The following is a 14,912-nucleotide window of genomic DNA, read 5'->3' as shown; positions in this document are numbered from 1 at the left end:
GAAAGCGCCGTGGACCGGCTCAGGGGCTGGCTTCCAGCGCCGCCGCCTCGGCGGCCAGAGCCGGGCCGAGCCAGCAGTGCGAGCCGGCCGCGCGCAGCCCGGCGCGCCTGAACTGGCGCCGGTACCACGCTGCCGGCCGCGCCTGGAAGCCGACGTGGTCGCCCTCGAACGCGTCCTCCGCGGCGAAGGTCTCCAGGAACGCCACCCCGCCGCACAGCTCGGCCAGGCCGGGCAGGCCGCGGCGCAGTTCGGCGTCGGGCAGGTAGTGCAGCACGTCCGAACACACCAGCAGATCCACCGGCGCGCACGGGCGCAGCCACTGGAAATCGCCGAAGGCGGCCAGGTGCAGGTTGCGGCGCGCGCCGAAGCGGCGCACGGCGTAGTCGCTGCTGTCGAAGCCCAGGTACTGCGCCTTGGGCCGCAGCTTGCGCAGCGGCGCGCGCCAGGCGCCTTCGCCGCAGCCGATGTCCAGCACGGTGCGGATGGGGCGTTCGAGCCAGTACTCGGCGCAGCTGACCGCCAGGGCGACCTTGCGCGCCAGCCGCGCGCTGCCGCCGATGTCGCCGCCGCGATACCAGTGCTGGAAATAGGCGGCGTCGTAGCGCTTGTCCAAGATGCGGGCCTGGGAAGGGATGAGCGACAATGATCGCCTCTTCGCAGCTGCGCGCGCCACGGAGCCGATTCGATGCAGGCTTATTTCTGGGTCAAGACCCTCCATGTGGTGTTCGTGGTGGCGTGGATGGCGGCGGTGTTCTACCTGCCGCGCATCCTGGTCAACCTGGCCGAAAGCGCCGGCCAGCCCGAGGTGCAGGCGCGGCTGGTGCTGATGGGACGGCGGCTGTATCGCTTCGGGCACATGATGTTCGGCATCGCGCTGGTGCTGGGCCTGGTGCTGTGGCTGGGCTACCGCTTCATCCCGGACTTCCCGACCATGGTCGGTCCGGGCAGCGGCTGGCTGCACGCCAAGCTGGCGCTGGTGGTGCTGGTGCTGGCGCACTACGTGGTGTCCGGGCGCTGGCTCAAGCGCGTGGCGCGCGGCGGCGCGCTGCCCTCGGGTCGGGCGCTGCGCTGGTTCAACGAGCTGCCCGTGCTGGGGCTGGTGGTGATCGTCTACCTGGTGCTGGCCAAACCGTTCTAGACCATCCGCGGCGGGCCGCGCCCAGGACCAATGGCCCATGACCTGACCGGACTGCAAGGTAGGATTCGAAGTCCCCCTCTCCGCCCGGATCCCGCCACGCCATGACCGCGTCCCGTCGCCGTGGGCTGCACGCCCTGGTCCTGCTGTCCTCCCTGCTGGCCTGCGTGGCCGCGCAGGCCGCCGAGCCCGCCGCCCAGGACACCGGCTTCAAGCCGCTGGAGGCTTTCGCCCCGCTGCAGCTGCCCACGCCGGCCACGGCCGTGCGCGGCGGCGCCGGCAAGCCCGGCCCGCTGTTCTGGCAGAACCGCGCCGATTACGCGCTCAAGGCCAGCATCGACCCGGCCAGCCACACGCTGAGCGGCGAGGCGACCATCACCTACAGCAACCACAGCCCCGACGCGCTGGACGTGCTGTGGCTGCAGCTGGACCAGAACATCTACCGCGCCGATTCGCGCGCGGCCAGCACCCGCACCGCGCGTCCCGGCCGCACCTCGCCCGGCAGCGACGGCATGACCATCGCCAGCGTCGAGGTCGAGCAGGGCGGCAAGCGCGTGCCGGTGCGGTATCTGGTCGACGACACGCGCATGCGCGTGGACCTGCCGACCGACCTGGCCGCCAGGACCGGCGTGCTCAAGCTGCATATCGCCTACCGCTACGTGGTGCCGGGCGAGTGGGGTGGACGCACCGCGGTCACCCCGACCAAGAACGGCGACATCTTCGAGATCGCCCAGTGGTATCCGCGCATGGCCGTCTACGACGACCTGCGTGGCTGGGACACGCAGCCGTATCTGGGCTCGGAGTTCTACCTGGAGTACGGCGATTTCGACTACGCCGTGACCGTGCCGTGGAACTACATCGTCGCCGGCTCCGGCGCGCTGACCAATGCCGATGAGGTCCTGACCGCCACCCAGCGCGCGCGGCTCAAGCAGGCGCAGGCCAGCGACAAGACGGTGATGATCCGCACCCCCGAGGAGGTCACCGACCCGGCCAGCCGGCCCGTGCGCAGCGGCACCCAGACCTGGCGCTTCCACATGGACCATACCCGCGACGTGGCCTTCGCCGCCTCGCCGGCGTTCGTCTGGGACGCCGCGCGGATCAACCTGCCGGCCGGCAAGCAGGCGCTGGCCATGTCGGTCTACCCGGTGGAAGGCGCGGCCAACTGGGTGCGTTCGACCGAATACGTCAAGGGCGCCATCGAGCACTTCTCGGACAAGTGGTACGCCTATCCGTGGCCGGTGGCGGTCAACCTGGGCGGCCACGGCGCCGGCATGGAATATCCCGGCATCGTGTTCGACGGCTACGAGGACAAGGACGACAAGCTGTTCTGGATCACCGCGCACGAGCTGGGCCACGGCTGGTTCCCGATGATCGTCGGCTCCAACGAGCGCCGCCATGCCTTCATGGACGAAGGCTTCAACACCTTCATCGACGTCTACGCCTCCGACGCCTTCAACCACGGCGAGTACGCGCCCAAGCGCGACGGCGAATACGCGCCCAAGGGCGGCAACCCGGTCGATGAGATCCTGCCGGTGCTGGCCGACAAGGACGCGCCCACGCTGATGGACCTGGCCGATGCGACCAGCGAGAAGTACCGCCATCCGGTGACCTATTTCAAGGGCGCGCTGGGTCTGGTGCTGCTGCGCGAGCAGATCCTGGGACCGGCGCGCTTCGATCCGGCGTTCCGCAAGTACATCGCCACCTGGGCCTACAAGCACCCCTCGCCGTCGGACTTCTTCCGTTTCATGGAAAGCGAGGCCGGCGAGGACCTGTCGTGGTGGTGGCGCGGCTGGTACTTCAACAACTGGCAGCTGGACCTGGGCATCAGCGCGGCCAGGTACGTCGATGGCGATGCGGCCAAGGGCCTGGCGGTGACGCTGGAGAACCGGCAGAAGCTGGTGATGCCGGCCACGCTGCGCATCGACTACACCGATGGCACGCATGAGGATCGGCGCGTGCCGGTGGAGACCTGGATCCAGCGCGCCGCGCCGCAACTGCTGCTGGCCACGCGCAAGCCGGTGTCCAAGGTGACGATCGACCCCGACCACGTGCTGCCCGACGCCGACCGCGCCAACAACAGCGCCGTCCCCGGCGCCTGAGGCCGCCTGGATCACGGACCGGCCCGGGCGATGCCCGCGCCGGTCCGTGCGGCCGGTTGGTCAGGCCCTCGCGCGCGGCCAGCGCAGGGCGATGACGGCGATGCTCAGCGACAGGACGATCTCGATCCCGCCCAGCACCAGGTAATACGGCCGCGCGCCGGGCAGGGTGAGCAGCATGATCGCGGTGTAGGCCATGCCCAGCAGCACGTTGAGCCAGCGGCACAGGCGCGCCGGCAGCAGCAGCGCGCCGAGCACCATCAGCGCCGGCACCGCCATCATCAGGCAGACCCCGACCAGCGAGCCCTCGCTGTAGGCGCCGACCGGGCCTTCGCCGGCGAGCATGCCCTTGAGCTTGTCCGGCGTGTATAGGCCGAAGTAGTCGCCATACAGATAGCAGAACATCAGCGCGCCCCAGGCCGCCGACAGGCGCTGGCGCACGGGGACGGGCGTGTCTTGCAGAAGGGAGCTCATTCCAGCGTGTCCGTCAGGGTGGAGGCGACCGGTCGCATGCCGAACAGCAGCAGCCACAGGCACAGGCCGATCTCGCCGAACGCCGCCGGCAGGGTCGTGTAGTTCGACAAGGCGCCCTGGTCGTAGCCCGGTACCAGCAGCGCGCCGAACACGTTGCACACATAGCCAAGACCGCCCAGGATCAGCGCGGCGCCCAGCACGCGCGGCAATTGCCGCGAGCGATAGACCAGCAGCCCCAGCGGCAGCAGCCACAGGCCCCAGAACAGGGTCGCCATGAAGATCGCGTTCCGGTAGGCCGTCATCGAATGCAGGGCCAGGGCCTCGCGCAGGTTGCTCGACACCGCGTCCAGGCCCGGATCGGTCAGCGCGGTCAGCGCATCCAGTCGATGGGCGGCGGCGATCAGGGCGATCGGCACCGCGATCACCGCCAGCACCACCATCGCGGCGGCCAGGGTGCGCTGCACGTGGCGCAGCAGGCGGTAGAGCAGGAACGGCAGCGCCAGGAAGGCCAACTGCTCCAGTACGAAGGACGCGATGCCGGCCTGGAACAGCCGCTGCCGCGCCACGATATGTTCGAGCATGCCGCTGGGGTCGCCCACGGCGCGCAGCTGGCCCGGCACATAGGCCAGGCTGAATATGCCGGTGAGTACCACGACCAGGTATACCGCCCCGGTCCAGCGCGCGATCGATCCTTGGGTTGCCACCGGCGGTCCCGCGCCTGCGCGCGCATTGAGAGTGAGTGCAAGCTACCGCCCCTGTCCTGTCGGCAGTGACTGCCGGAAGTCATGCGCGGGCAGGCGGAGGCCTTCGGCGGCGTGCGGCGGTGCGCTTCAGCGGTGCGCGCAGGTGCGCTGGCCGAACATGCCGCTGGCGAAGTAGGCCAGCAGCTCGGCGTCCTGGCTGCCCGGCGCGGCGCTGTCGAACATGGCGCGCGCGGCGTCGGCCAGCTGCGCCGCTTCGTCGGCGCCGACCTTCTCGATGGTGTCCCACAACACGGCCTGCTGCTCGTCCACGGCCGCCGCGGCGCTGAGCAGCAGCGGCGAGGCGTCATCGGGCAGCGGCTGGCGGGTCGGGTCGGGCAGCAGCGCGGTCAGTTCCAGCGCGTAGCGCAGGCTGCGCAGGGCGATGGCGGCCAGCGAGGCGTCGATACATGGCGTCAGCCCGTCCGGTAGCGCGTGCAGCGGCGTCGGGGCGCGGCCCGCCATCAGCGCCAGGCGCACCGGATCGGGCGCGTCTTCGACGGTACCGGCCACGTGCAGCGGCCAGCCGCGCAGCGCGGCGCGCGCCAGGTCCACGCGCTGCGCCTCGGTCAATGCGGCGACCGAGCCGGCCAGGCTGGCCAGATGCAGGTTGGTGCGCGCATGCGCCGCGGCATGCCTGTCGGCGGCGTCGCCCGGTGGCAGCAACTGCTGGGTCTCCCACAGGCTGCGCGCGTAGTGGAGGACGCAATGGGCGAGCTGATTCATCGAGGACTTCGAGCGGACGGCGAACGCCGAGGAACGGCGCAGACGCCGGCAGGGGCGCGCATTCTAGGCGATGACGGCATGCCGCTGGCTGAGTAGGCGAGTTTGGGGATCAGTTGTTGCTGGGGCAGCGCCGTAGGCGGGTAATTGATCGCAGTCGATTGCCCGCACAAGCAGTGACATCCGTGGGAGCCGCCATGGCGCCTTCTGTAGAGCGGAGCTTGCTCCGCTGGAGCTTTCCCCACGAATCGACCGAAGAGCAGCGGAGTTCCCAAAAGGGGATTGCCACAAGCTCCGCTCTACATGCAGGCCTCTGAGATTTAAGGAGACAGTTGCTCCCACCAAGGACGATGAGCTCAGCAGGCCTACAACACATAGCTCAGCAAGCCCACCAAGAGAGATGAGCTCAGCTGGCTTATCGGGAGAGATCAGCTCAGCGGGGAAGAAGCGCTCGATGGTGGTGCAGCTTCGGTAGTCAGCCGCGCTTGCGCAGCGGCGTGTTGCCGAGTTTTTCGACCCGGCCGCCGGCGCGTTCGAAGGCGTCCAGGCGGTCCTGCAGTTGGCGTTGCGCGGCGCGCTTGTCCTCGCGCGGGCGGGAGAATTCGATATCCGGCGGCATGGCCTTGGAGCTACGCAGTGTCGTCATAAGCATCTCGTGGAACGTGCTGCATCAATGACAGCGGCCTCGTCAGCCGTCTGTGAAGGCCGCGCGTCGAGGCCGGTTGCCTTACATGGACGACCCGCGGGCACCCAAAGCGAGGTTCAAGACGGGATCGCATCCCGCCCAACGGGACAGGAAGACCCTTTGACGCAGTATCGTCCCGAGCGCTGTGGTTTGATATCCGCGCGATACAGGATGTGGCGTGCAATGACGTTTTTGCGTCACGCCCTCCCGCTCAGTCGTACTCGTCTCCCCCCGCGATCCCCCATACGTGATGAAAAAATTCCTCAAATTCCTTCTCGGCGCCGTCCTGCTGTTGCTGGTGGTCGGCGTCGTCTTCCTGTTCTGGCCCATCAAGAACGTGGCCGGCCCCAAGCCCGACAGCGACCAGTCGGTCGATGTGGTCCTGGTCGGCGGCGGCATCATGAGCGTCACCCTGGCCACCTATCTGCAGGAACTAGAGCCGGACTGGAACGTGCAGCTGTTCGAACGTCTGGACGGCGTGGCGCTGGAGAGCTCCAACGGCTGGAACAACGCCGGCACCGGACACTCGGCCTTCGCCGAGCTCAACTACACCCCGGAGCTGCCCGACGGCTCCATCGAGACCAAGCGCGCGGTCGGCATCGCCGAGCAGTTCGAGGTCTCGCGCGAGTTCTGGTCGCACCAAGTGCGCGAGGGCCGGCTGGGAACCCCGTCGGACTTCATCAATCCCACCCCGCACATGAGCTTCGTCTGGGGCAATGACCGCATCGAGTACCTGCGCAAGCGCCACGACGCGCTGGTCAAGAATCCGCTGTTCTACGGCATGCAGTACTCGACCGATCCTGCGCAGATCAAGGCCTGGGCACCGCTGGTGATGGAAGGCCGCGATCCGGCGCAGAAGGTGGCCGCCACCTACATGCCGCTGGGCACCGATGTGAACTTCGGCGTGATCACCAACCAGCTCACCGCGGCCCTGCAGAAGAACCCGCACTTCCACCTCAACCTGCAAAACGAGGTGCAGGGCCTGCACCAGAACCAGGACAAGACCTGGAACGTCACCGTGCGGGACCTCAAGTCCGACCAGCTGCGCACGGTCCGCTCGCGCTTCGTGTTCATCGGTGCCGGCGGTGCGGCGCTGAAGCTGCTGCAGATGTCGGGCATCCCCGAGGCGAAGAACTATGCCGGCTTCCCGGTGGGCGGCCAGTTCCTGGCCTTCCAGGCGCCGGCCATCGCCGGCCGCCACGACGTCAAGGTCTATGGCATGGCCGATACCGGCTCGCCGCCGATGTCGGTGCCGCACATCGACGCGCGCAAGCTGGACGGCAAGCCGGTCGTGCTGTTCGGGCCGTTTGCGCTGTACAGCACCAAGTTCCTCAAGGCCGGCTCGCAGTGGGACCTGTATTCCTCGGTCAACCAGCACAACGTGGGCGGCATGCTCAAGGTGGGCGAGGAGAACCTGGACCTGGTCAAGTACCTGCTGCAGCAGGCCGAGCTGACCGACGCCGATCGCCAGGCCGAACTGGTCAAGTACTACCCCAGCGCCAAGCGCGAGGACTGGAAGCTGGTCACCGCCGGCCAGCGCGTGCAAGTGATCAAGCGCGACCCGGCGACCGGCAAGACCAGCCTGCAGTTCGGCACCGAGATCGTCACCGACCAGGACGACACCATCGCCGCGCTGCTGGGCGCCTCGCCGGGCGCGTCCACCTCGCCGCCGATCATGCTCAAGCTGATGGCCCAGGCCTTCCCCAAGCAGATGGAAGCCGGCTGGAAGCAGAAGCTGGAGCAGATCGTGCCCAGCTACGGCCAGGAGCTCAACAAGAGCGCGGCGCTGACCAACCGGATCCGGCGCATGACCAGCGAGACGCTGCACCTGCCCTACATCGAGGTGCCGGACAACGCCGGCCTACAGCCCGCCCCGGCCGCCGAGCCGGCGGTGCAGCCGCAGCCCGAAGTGCCGGTCAAGACCGAGGACAAGACCAACAAGGCGATGCAGGCGCTGTAAGCCTGCGATCCCGATCGCCCCGCCAAGCGGCCGGTCCGCGACGACGCAACGCCAAGCCCGCGGCCCCGTGCCGCGGGCTTTTTGTTGCGAGCGATCCGCCTCAGTCGCGCTCCAGCGTCCAGCTGCGTAGCAGGCCGTCCACGCCGGCCTCGATCATGTCGAAGGCCTTCACGAAATCCTGGGGTCCGCCGTACCAGGGATCGGGGACATCGATCGCGCGCTGGCCTGGCGCGTACTCCATCAGCAGGCCGATCCGGGCGCGCGCATCGGGCGGGGCCAGGCGCTCGATGGCGCGCACATGCTGGGCGGTCATGCCCAGGATCAGGTCGAAATGGCGGTAGTCGCGCGCCTCGATCAGCCGGGCCCGATGCGGCGGCATGGGCACGCCGCGCCGCTGCAGCTCCTGCAGGGCACGGCGGTCGGGCGGATTGCCGACTTCCTCGTCGGTGACCGCCGCGCTGTCGGTGTCCACCTCGATGCCCTGCGCCGCCGCCTTGCGCAGCAGCAGCGCCTGCGCGGTGGGCGAGCGGCAGATGTTGCCGGTGCAGACGAACAGCACCGAGGGGTTGGTCTCTGACATGGCGACGGATTGCCGGAAAGGGGACGACATCCTAGAGCGTGCGATGGGCTTTGCGATGCGACGCATTGGTCGGCGAAGGCAACTTCGGCCTACGACCGCGCCGGCTCAGAACAGCCGGATATCCAATTCGAACGGCTCGATGGAAAGGAGCCTGATCCCCGCCGTCTGCGGATGGCGATGGTTGATCAGCACGTTCCGGTCCGGCGCACCGTCCAGGGGCACGATCGCCGATGGGACGCGCAGCAGCGGTGCCGTCCTGGCCTCATGCCAGCGATCGCCATACTGCTGGGTCAGCGTTTCGTCCAGGCGCCATCCTGGCTGCAGGGAGGTCACCTCGATCGTTTCCATTGCGAGGTCATCTGGAACCTCGTAGCGCACCATGACCTGCGGCGGCATCAGCTCGGGGTCCTGGATGTGGACCAGCTTCTCCAGCACGCACAGGGACGGAGAAGTGGCGCAGTAGGTGAGCGCATGCCCGACGGTATTCCAGCGGCCGTCGTACAGCAGCCCATAACCCCCATCGAAGACCTGGGCGAAGTCCTCGCCGGACAAACGCCACAGCAGCATCAGGCGGCGGCGCCCCAGGCGATCCTGGCCAGCACGGCTTCCACGAGCCGGGCGCCGGCCTCGGTCTGTGCGACATCGAGCGGGGTCTCATGGCTCAGCACCCCCAAGGGCTTGCGCAGCCAGAGATGCGCCTTCTGCGTGTCCTTGAAGGTGTCTTCGGCCAGGGTCTGGACGCGGAGCAGCCGCACCGCGCGGTCCGATTCTTCCACGGTCAGCGGCTGCGCCTTCTCTGCCCGGTGGCGTCGCGTGCGCTGCGGGATGACGAAGCGTTCGATTTCCTGCTCGCTGATCCCGGCCTGCGTCAGCCCGCGCAGCGCGAGCAAGGGCAAGCGATGGCGTACCAGCAGCGCCAGGTCGGCCTGTGAGCGAATATCGCGCCCCAGCACCGACGGTCCGCCGAGCTTTCGTGCGACTTCTTCGATGATGGTGGACAAGATGCACCTCCTGCGGCCTTACGGCAACTTGCCGTCAATGTATGGGGCAGATTGCCGGGGGTCAAGGTGCCGCCTTTGCGGGCCTGGGCGTTTCGAACCCGGCGGCATGTCGACGACCACGCCCTAGCGCATCGGAGGCGGGTTCCAAGATGCGTGCCTACAGCGGACGATGCAGCTGCACCCGGTCGCGGCCCTCGTGCTTGGCCTGGTACAGCGCCAGGTCGGCGTCGTTGAACAGCCGCAGCGTGTCCTCGCGGGTGCGGACCATGGCGATGGCCACGCCGGCGCTGATGGTGATATGCCAGGGCGCGTCCTGGCCGGGCACGCGCAGCTCGCAGGCGGCCACGGCCTTGCGGATGCATTCGGCCACGTCCAGCGCGTGCTGCGCGTCGGTGGTCGGCAGCACACAGGCGAACTCCTCGCCGCCGTGGCGGGCGACGGTGGCCTGTGCGCCGGCGCAGTCGCGCATGGCCGCGGCGACCTGGCGCAGGGCCTCGTCGCCGGCGGGGTGGCCGAAGCGGTCGTTGAAGCGTTTGAAGTGGTCCACGTCCAGCAGGATCAGGGCGCGTGGCAGGGGACCGTCCGGCGAGGGCGAGACCACTTCCAGCAGGCGGCGGCGGTTGTCCAGGCCGGTGAGCTCATCGCGGTAGGACAGGGTGCGCAGGCGTTCGTTGGCTTCGTGCAGTTCGGCGGTGCGCTCGCGCACGCGCTGTTCCAGCACGCGACGCTGTTCGCGCAGGCGGCGCGTGCGCCAGGCCGCCAGCCCGTAGCCGACCAGCAGCACGGCGAACCCCGCGGCCACCCGCGCGCCCGGCGTCTGCCACCACGCGGCCTGGATGTTGATCGGCACTTCCAATGGCGTGCTCGTGTTGCCGGCATGGTCGCGCGCCTCCACGCGCAGGCGGTAGTGGCCTGGCGGCAGCGCGTTGAAGCTGCGGAAATTCTGTTCGGTCCAGTCGCCCGGCGCGGTGTCGTAGCCGAGCAGCTGGGTGCGGAAGCGCGAGTCGGCCTCGCGGAACCAGGACAGCAGCGCGTAGTCGATGCGCAGCTCGCGCTTGCCCGGCGGCACCTCCAGCGCGGGTCCGGCCACCGGGCGGCCGTCGATCCGCAGGCCGGTCACGCGCAGCGGCTTGGGCTGGGTGTCGTGCAGCTCACGCCTTGGGTCGTAGACCGCCAGCCCACCCAGCGTGCCGGTCCAGAAGCGGTCGTGCCGGTCCAGAAACTGCACGTAGTTGCATTCCTGGTGCAGCAGACCGTCGTGGCGCCCGAAGATGCGGCTCTCGTAACCGCGCGCGGTCGGGGTGAGCAACTGCACGCCGTTGTTGGTGCACAGGTAGACCCGGCCCTTGCTGTCGACCTGGGCGTTGTAGACGCTGGGGTCGGGTGGTGGTGGCAGCGGCTCGGGCAGTAGCCGGGGTTGGCGTGGGTCGCTGATGTCCACGCGTGCCACGCCGGCGCTGCTGGTGCCCAGCCACAGGATCTGGCGGTGCCCGGCGTCGGGGATCAGGCTCAGGCCGATGACGTTGGTGTCGGTCAGCCCCAGGTCCGTGCCCAGCGTGTCCCAGCGTGTACCGTCGAAGCGCGCCAGGCCGTGGTTGGTGGCCGCCCACAGCCACGAACGACCCTGCGCATCGACCACGTCCAGCACCCGCAGCGCGCGCCAGGGGGCGTTGCTCACCGGCGGCGGGAAGCGCGTCCAGGCGCCGTCGCGCAGCCGGTACAGGCCGGTCTCGCGGGTGGCGAACCACTGCTCGCGCCGGCCCTCGTAGGTGCGCACCAGGGTGTCGTAGAGCAGTTCGCCCTCGGTGTGCTTCCAGGGCGTGGCGATCGGCGCGAAACGCGACTGGCCCGGCGGCCTGCGCAGCACCACGCCGCCGCGCAGACTGACCCAGTAGGTGCCGCGTCCGGCCTCGTCGTGGGTGGCGATCACCGAGCCGATGTTGGCGTCCGGCGGCACGCCCTCGTCCTGGCCGAAGTGGTGCCACTGGCGGCCCTGGTAGAGCGACAGGCCTTCGCCCGAGGAGCTCACCCACAGCCGCTCGCCGCCCTGGCCGTCGGGTTCGACCAGGAAGCCGAACACGCCCAGCCCGTCCGAGCCCATCAGCGAGGCGATCACCCAGGGGCTGGCGCCGAGCACGGTGCGGGTCACGCCCCAGTCGCTGGCCATCCACAGCACGTCCAGCCCGTCGGGGCTGCGCCAGGCGATCACGTCGCGGATCACGTCCGACCGCAGGCCGTGGCGGCGGTTGAACACTTGCAGGGTGTCCTCGTGCAGGCGCAGCAGGCCGGCGCGGCTGGCGACCCAGATCGCGCGGTTGCCGTCCGGCAGCGCGGTATTGGCCACGTTGTAGATCACGTTGCTGGGCAGGCCGTCGTGGTCGTGGCTCCAGTGGCGCAGGCCGTCGGCGCGCATGCGCCACAGGCCGCCGGTGTAGGTGGAGATCCACAGTTCCTCGCGGCCCTGCTGCATCACCGGCATCAGGTCCTCGACCTGGGCCACGTCGAACTGATGACCTTCCCAGCGCCGCCAGGCGACCTGGCCCGGATCGCGGTACCACAGGCCGCGCGCGTTGGTGCCCAGCCACTGCCGGCCGGGCACGCCCAGCTGCCGGGTCTGGGCCATCGACCGCAGCGGGTCGGCCGGCAGCGAGGCATTCCCAGGATCCAGCTCCCAGCGCCCGTCGCGCAGGCGCATCAGGCCGTGATCCCAGGTCAGCGCCCACAGCACCACCTCGCCGCTGGGGTCGGTGGTCTCGGCGAAATGCTTGATCTGGTTGGAGGGCAGACCGGTGTCGGTGTTGGCCGCCTGCCAGCGCTTGCCGTCATAGACCGCCAGGCCGGTATTGCGGAACGCCGCCCACACCCGCCCGCCGTGGTCGACGAACACATGCGTGGCCGAGTGCCGCAGCGCCGGCTCGTCCACCGCCATCCAGCGGCGCCCGTCGTAGCGGTACACGCCGGCCGGCGTGGCGCCCCAGACGAAGCCATTCTTGTCCACACAGGTCGAAGACACGCCCGCGTCCGGCAGCCCCTCGTCCTGGCCGAAGTTGGTGAAGGCCGGCGCCTCCAGATCGGTGAGGTCGAGCGGACGCACGCTCGCCGCGGCGCCGGCCGCAGCCTGCGTGGCAGGTATGGCGCAGCACAGCAGCATCCACAGGATGGCCCTGGCCTTGGACATGCGACGGTTCTCCCCTTGGCCCGATTATGCAGACTCCCATGCAAGAAAAAGGCCCCGCGCGCGGGCGGGGCCTTCCGGGAACGTGATGCGTTGCAGCATTCAGTGCGCGCTGTGCTCCAGGGCCTTCACCGCATCCAGCGTTTCCTGCACGTGCAGCTTGGGGCTGCGGTCGGAGTAGACGTGGGCGACCTTGCCCTGCGGCGTGATCACATACGAGGTGCGGTCGGACCAGCCGGGCTTCTCGGCCAGGGTGGCGTCGTACTGCGCGGCGATCTTGGCGCCCGCGTCGGCCGCCACCGGGAACTTGCCGCCGCAGGTCTCGGTGTTCTTGGAGAAGTCCGCCAGCTGGTCGGTGTTGCCGGCGGTCACGCCGATCACCGTGGCGCCATGCGCCTTGAACTGGTCCACCGCCTCGGAGAACAGGTGCGCCTCCAGGTTGCAGCCGGCGGTGTTGGCGGCGGGGAAGAAATAAACCACCACCGGGCCCTTCTTCAGCGCATCGGCCAGGGTGAAGGTGAAGGGCTTGCCGGCCAGATAGGCCGGCGCGCTGAAGGCGGGGGCCTCAGCGCCGGTCTTCAGCGCGGCCGAGGCGGTCGCCGCAACGCATAGCGAGACCGCCAGCGCCACGGCACGTGGCAGGAAATTCTTCATGGTCATGCTCCGATTGGGGTGCGGTCGTTATACGCCAGCTTTCGTGTAGGAATGCGCCGGGCCGCCACGGGCGCCTATGGGGTAGCCTGGGCGGGAGCAGGATGCTGTTGCTGGGCGATGTAGTCCAGCTCGTGCAGCGCGGTCGAGTTGCCGGGTTCCAACTGCAGGGACTGTTCATAGGCCGCCCGGGCCCCGTCCAGATCTTTTAGTTCGGTTCTGGAGAACCCGATCCCACGCAGCGCCATTGGTTGGATGTAGGCCGCTTCGGTGTGACTGCGGCCAAGTTCGAGCGCGGTGTTGTACGCGTCCAGGGCCTCGGCGGGCCGCCCTAATTGATTGAGCACAAACCCCTTTTCGGTCCAGGCACTGGGGTAGTAAGGTCCCACCGCGATGGCCGTGTCCAGCAGGCGCAACGCCTCCTCGAACCTGTGCAACTGCGCCAGTCCGTAGCCTGCCTGCTGGTAGGCCATCGCGCAGGCGATATCCAGCCACTCGGTGGGCTCGCCGTTGCCGGCGTCGGCCATGTATTGCGCGTATTCGCGGCGGCTGGAAAAGCTCATTGCCCTGCGTCCAGGCTGGCTGCGCTGCGCATCGCAGTAGGCAAGGGCCGGCTGCAGCAGCGGCATGGCTGTGTCGACATCGCCCTGGAGCATCGTGGTGGTCGCCTTGCCGACGTCCTTGCGATAGGCATGACCGGTACCCGGCTCAGCGCTGTAGTAAAGACGGCTTTCCACAATCTCCGTTTGGGCCCAGGCCACGGCGGGGACCAGCGAAATCAGCAGCAGCGATCGGTTCCAGGACATGTGCAGGCTTCCTTGTTCCGGCAGTGGAGAAAGTGGGCCATCGCCGCGTTGTGCGGTGGGAGACTGCTGTGAGGCTTATTCCCGGCGCTGGGCGAACAGCCAGGCCCACAGCGCCGGGTCGGCGTAGGTGACATCCCAGACGTTGTGATTGCCGTGCGGATACTCGGTGTAGCGCACCGGATGGCCGGCGGCCTCGAAGGCGGCCACCAGCCGGTGGTCGTCTTCTGGCAGGACGATATCGTCCTGCGCGCCATGGAACATCCAGATCGGCGTGCCGCCCAGCCGCGTGGCGATGGCGGCATAGGGATCGGCCAGGCCGTCGACCGGGGTGACGCGCAGGCTCGGCCGCTGCGGGCGCGGCGGATGCACCGCGCCGCACACCGGCGCCAGCGCGGCGAACCGCTCCGGCGCCAGGAGCGCGACTTCCCAGGTGCCGTAGCCGCCCATCGAGATGCCGGTGGCGTAGACGCGCGCGGGATCGGCCTGGAACTCGGCCAGCGTCGCCGCCTGCGCGGCCAGCGCGACGCGTGCGTTGGTGCCGGTCCATTCCTCCTCGTCGGGCACCTGCGGCAGGACCACCAGCGCGGGGAAGTCGCGCCGGTGCCGCTGCAGATACGGGCCGAGCCCGGCGTCGAGCTGCTTGCGATTGTCGCGGCCGCGCTCGCCCGAGCCATGCAGGAACAACACCAGCGCCGGCGCACCCTGATAGGCGGTCGGCGAGGGGACGAACACCTGGTAGCGATGCGTCGCACCATCGACCTGCACGCTGCGTTCGACGAAGCGTCCGGACATGGTCTCAGGCCCGGTGGCGCAGGCGGCGAGCAGGGAACAAAGCAACAACAGGGAGAACCTTTTCATGAAACGCATGATCCTGCGGACACAGCGC

General features: G+C 69.0%; 15 protein-coding genes. 3 read left to right on the top strand and 12 right to left on the bottom strand.

The window, feature by feature from the left end:
• Window positions 1–19: 19 nt before the first annotated feature.
• Window positions 20–613 carry a class I SAM-dependent DNA methyltransferase gene (locus tag EAT51_RS14910; RefSeq protein ID WP_130522993.1) on the bottom strand — a complete coding sequence of 198 codons (594 nt, stop codon included), beginning with the start codon at window positions 611–613 and terminating at the stop codon, window positions 20–22.
• Between the two features lie 72 nt (window positions 614–685).
• Here EAT51_RS14910 and EAT51_RS14905 point away from each other — a divergent pair, with 72 nt between their 5' ends.
• Together EAT51_RS14905 and EAT51_RS14900 are read left to right on the top strand one after the other, a co-directional pair.
• The gene (locus EAT51_RS14905; protein ID WP_130521047.1) at window positions 686–1,138 is read left to right on the top strand and encodes a CopD family protein; all 453 of its coding nucleotides are present in this window, start codon (window positions 686–688) and stop codon (window positions 1,136–1,138) included.
• Between the two features lie 101 nt (window positions 1,139–1,239).
• A complete protein-coding gene (locus EAT51_RS14900) occupies window positions 1,240–3,234 on the top strand; it encodes a M1 family metallopeptidase (RefSeq protein WP_130521045.1) in 1,995 nt (664 codons plus the stop codon).
• Between the two features lie 60 nt (window positions 3,235–3,294).
• Here EAT51_RS14900 and EAT51_RS14895 read toward each other — a convergent pair whose 3' ends face one another.
• From EAT51_RS14895 to EAT51_RS20325, 4 genes are all read right to left on the bottom strand, one after another.
• The gene (locus EAT51_RS14895) at window positions 3,295–3,705 is read right to left on the bottom strand and encodes a DUF6326 family protein (RefSeq protein ID WP_130521043.1); all 411 of its coding nucleotides are present in this window, start codon (window positions 3,703–3,705) and stop codon (window positions 3,295–3,297) included.
• A complete protein-coding gene (locus EAT51_RS14890) occupies window positions 3,702–4,409 on the bottom strand; it encodes a DUF4386 domain-containing protein (protein WP_130554054.1) in 708 nt (235 codons plus the stop codon). Before EAT51_RS14890 ends, EAT51_RS14895 begins: the two co-directional genes overlap by 4 nt.
• A gap of 126 nt (window positions 4,410–4,535) precedes the next feature.
• A complete protein-coding gene (locus tag EAT51_RS14885) occupies window positions 4,536–5,171 on the bottom strand; it encodes a hypothetical protein (protein ID WP_130521040.1) in 636 nt (211 codons plus the stop codon).
• A 472-nt stretch (window positions 5,172–5,643) separates the two neighbouring features.
• Window positions 5,644–5,814: a hypothetical protein gene (locus tag EAT51_RS20325; protein ID WP_165394473.1), complete on the bottom strand. Its 171-nt coding sequence runs from the start codon at window positions 5,812–5,814 to the stop codon at window positions 5,644–5,646.
• Window positions 5,815–6,103: 289 nt separating this feature from the next.
• On the opposite strand from EAT51_RS20325, the gene mqo reads away from it, so the two are divergent.
• Window positions 6,104–7,813 carry a malate dehydrogenase (quinone) gene (mqo, locus tag EAT51_RS14880; RefSeq protein ID WP_130554053.1) on the top strand — a complete coding sequence of 570 codons (1,710 nt, stop codon included), beginning with the start codon at window positions 6,104–6,106 and terminating at the stop codon, window positions 7,811–7,813.
• 100 nt (window positions 7,814–7,913) lie between these two features.
• On the opposite strand, the gene EAT51_RS14875 is transcribed toward mqo, so the two are convergent.
• The 7 genes from EAT51_RS14875 to EAT51_RS14845 form a co-directional block, all read right to left on the bottom strand.
• Complete coding sequence (locus EAT51_RS14875) at window positions 7,914–8,393, bottom strand: low molecular weight protein-tyrosine-phosphatase (protein WP_130554052.1); 480 nt, start codon at window positions 8,391–8,393, stop codon at window positions 7,914–7,916.
• Between the two features lie 105 nt (window positions 8,394–8,498).
• A complete protein-coding gene (locus EAT51_RS14870) occupies window positions 8,499–8,960 on the bottom strand; it encodes an RES family NAD+ phosphorylase (RefSeq protein ID WP_130554051.1) in 462 nt (153 codons plus the stop codon).
• Window positions 8,960–9,394 carry a type II RES/Xre toxin-antitoxin system antitoxin gene (gene parS, locus EAT51_RS14865; protein WP_205953628.1) on the bottom strand — a complete coding sequence of 145 codons (435 nt, stop codon included), beginning with the start codon at window positions 9,392–9,394 and terminating at the stop codon, window positions 8,960–8,962. The genes EAT51_RS14870 and parS overlap by 1 nt, the downstream gene beginning before the upstream one ends.
• 157 nt (window positions 9,395–9,551) lie before the next feature.
• Window positions 9,552–12,572 (bottom strand): ligand-binding sensor domain-containing diguanylate cyclase, encoded by a 3,021-nt coding sequence (locus EAT51_RS14860; protein WP_130521020.1) that lies wholly within the window; start codon window positions 12,570–12,572, stop codon window positions 9,552–9,554.
• Window positions 12,573–12,671: 99 nt separating this feature from the next.
• Entirely contained in the window at window positions 12,672–13,223 is a 552-nt protein-coding gene (locus EAT51_RS14855; RefSeq protein ID WP_205953632.1) for a peroxiredoxin, read from the bottom strand.
• Between the two features lie 74 nt (window positions 13,224–13,297).
• Entirely contained in the window at window positions 13,298–14,026 is a 729-nt protein-coding gene (locus EAT51_RS14850; protein WP_130521016.1) for a tetratricopeptide repeat protein, read from the bottom strand.
• Window positions 14,027–14,101: 75 nt separating this feature from the next.
• Window positions 14,102–14,884: a carboxylesterase family protein gene (locus EAT51_RS14845; protein WP_130521014.1), complete on the bottom strand. Its 783-nt coding sequence runs from the start codon at window positions 14,882–14,884 to the stop codon at window positions 14,102–14,104.
• Window positions 14,885–14,912: the final 28 nt, after the last annotated feature.

The organism is Pseudoxanthomonas winnipegensis, assembly GCF_004283755.1.
GTDB lineage: Bacteria > Pseudomonadota > Gammaproteobacteria > Xanthomonadales > Xanthomonadaceae > Pseudoxanthomonas_A > Pseudoxanthomonas_A winnipegensis.
This window is presented reverse-complemented; position numbering and strand designations above follow the sequence as displayed.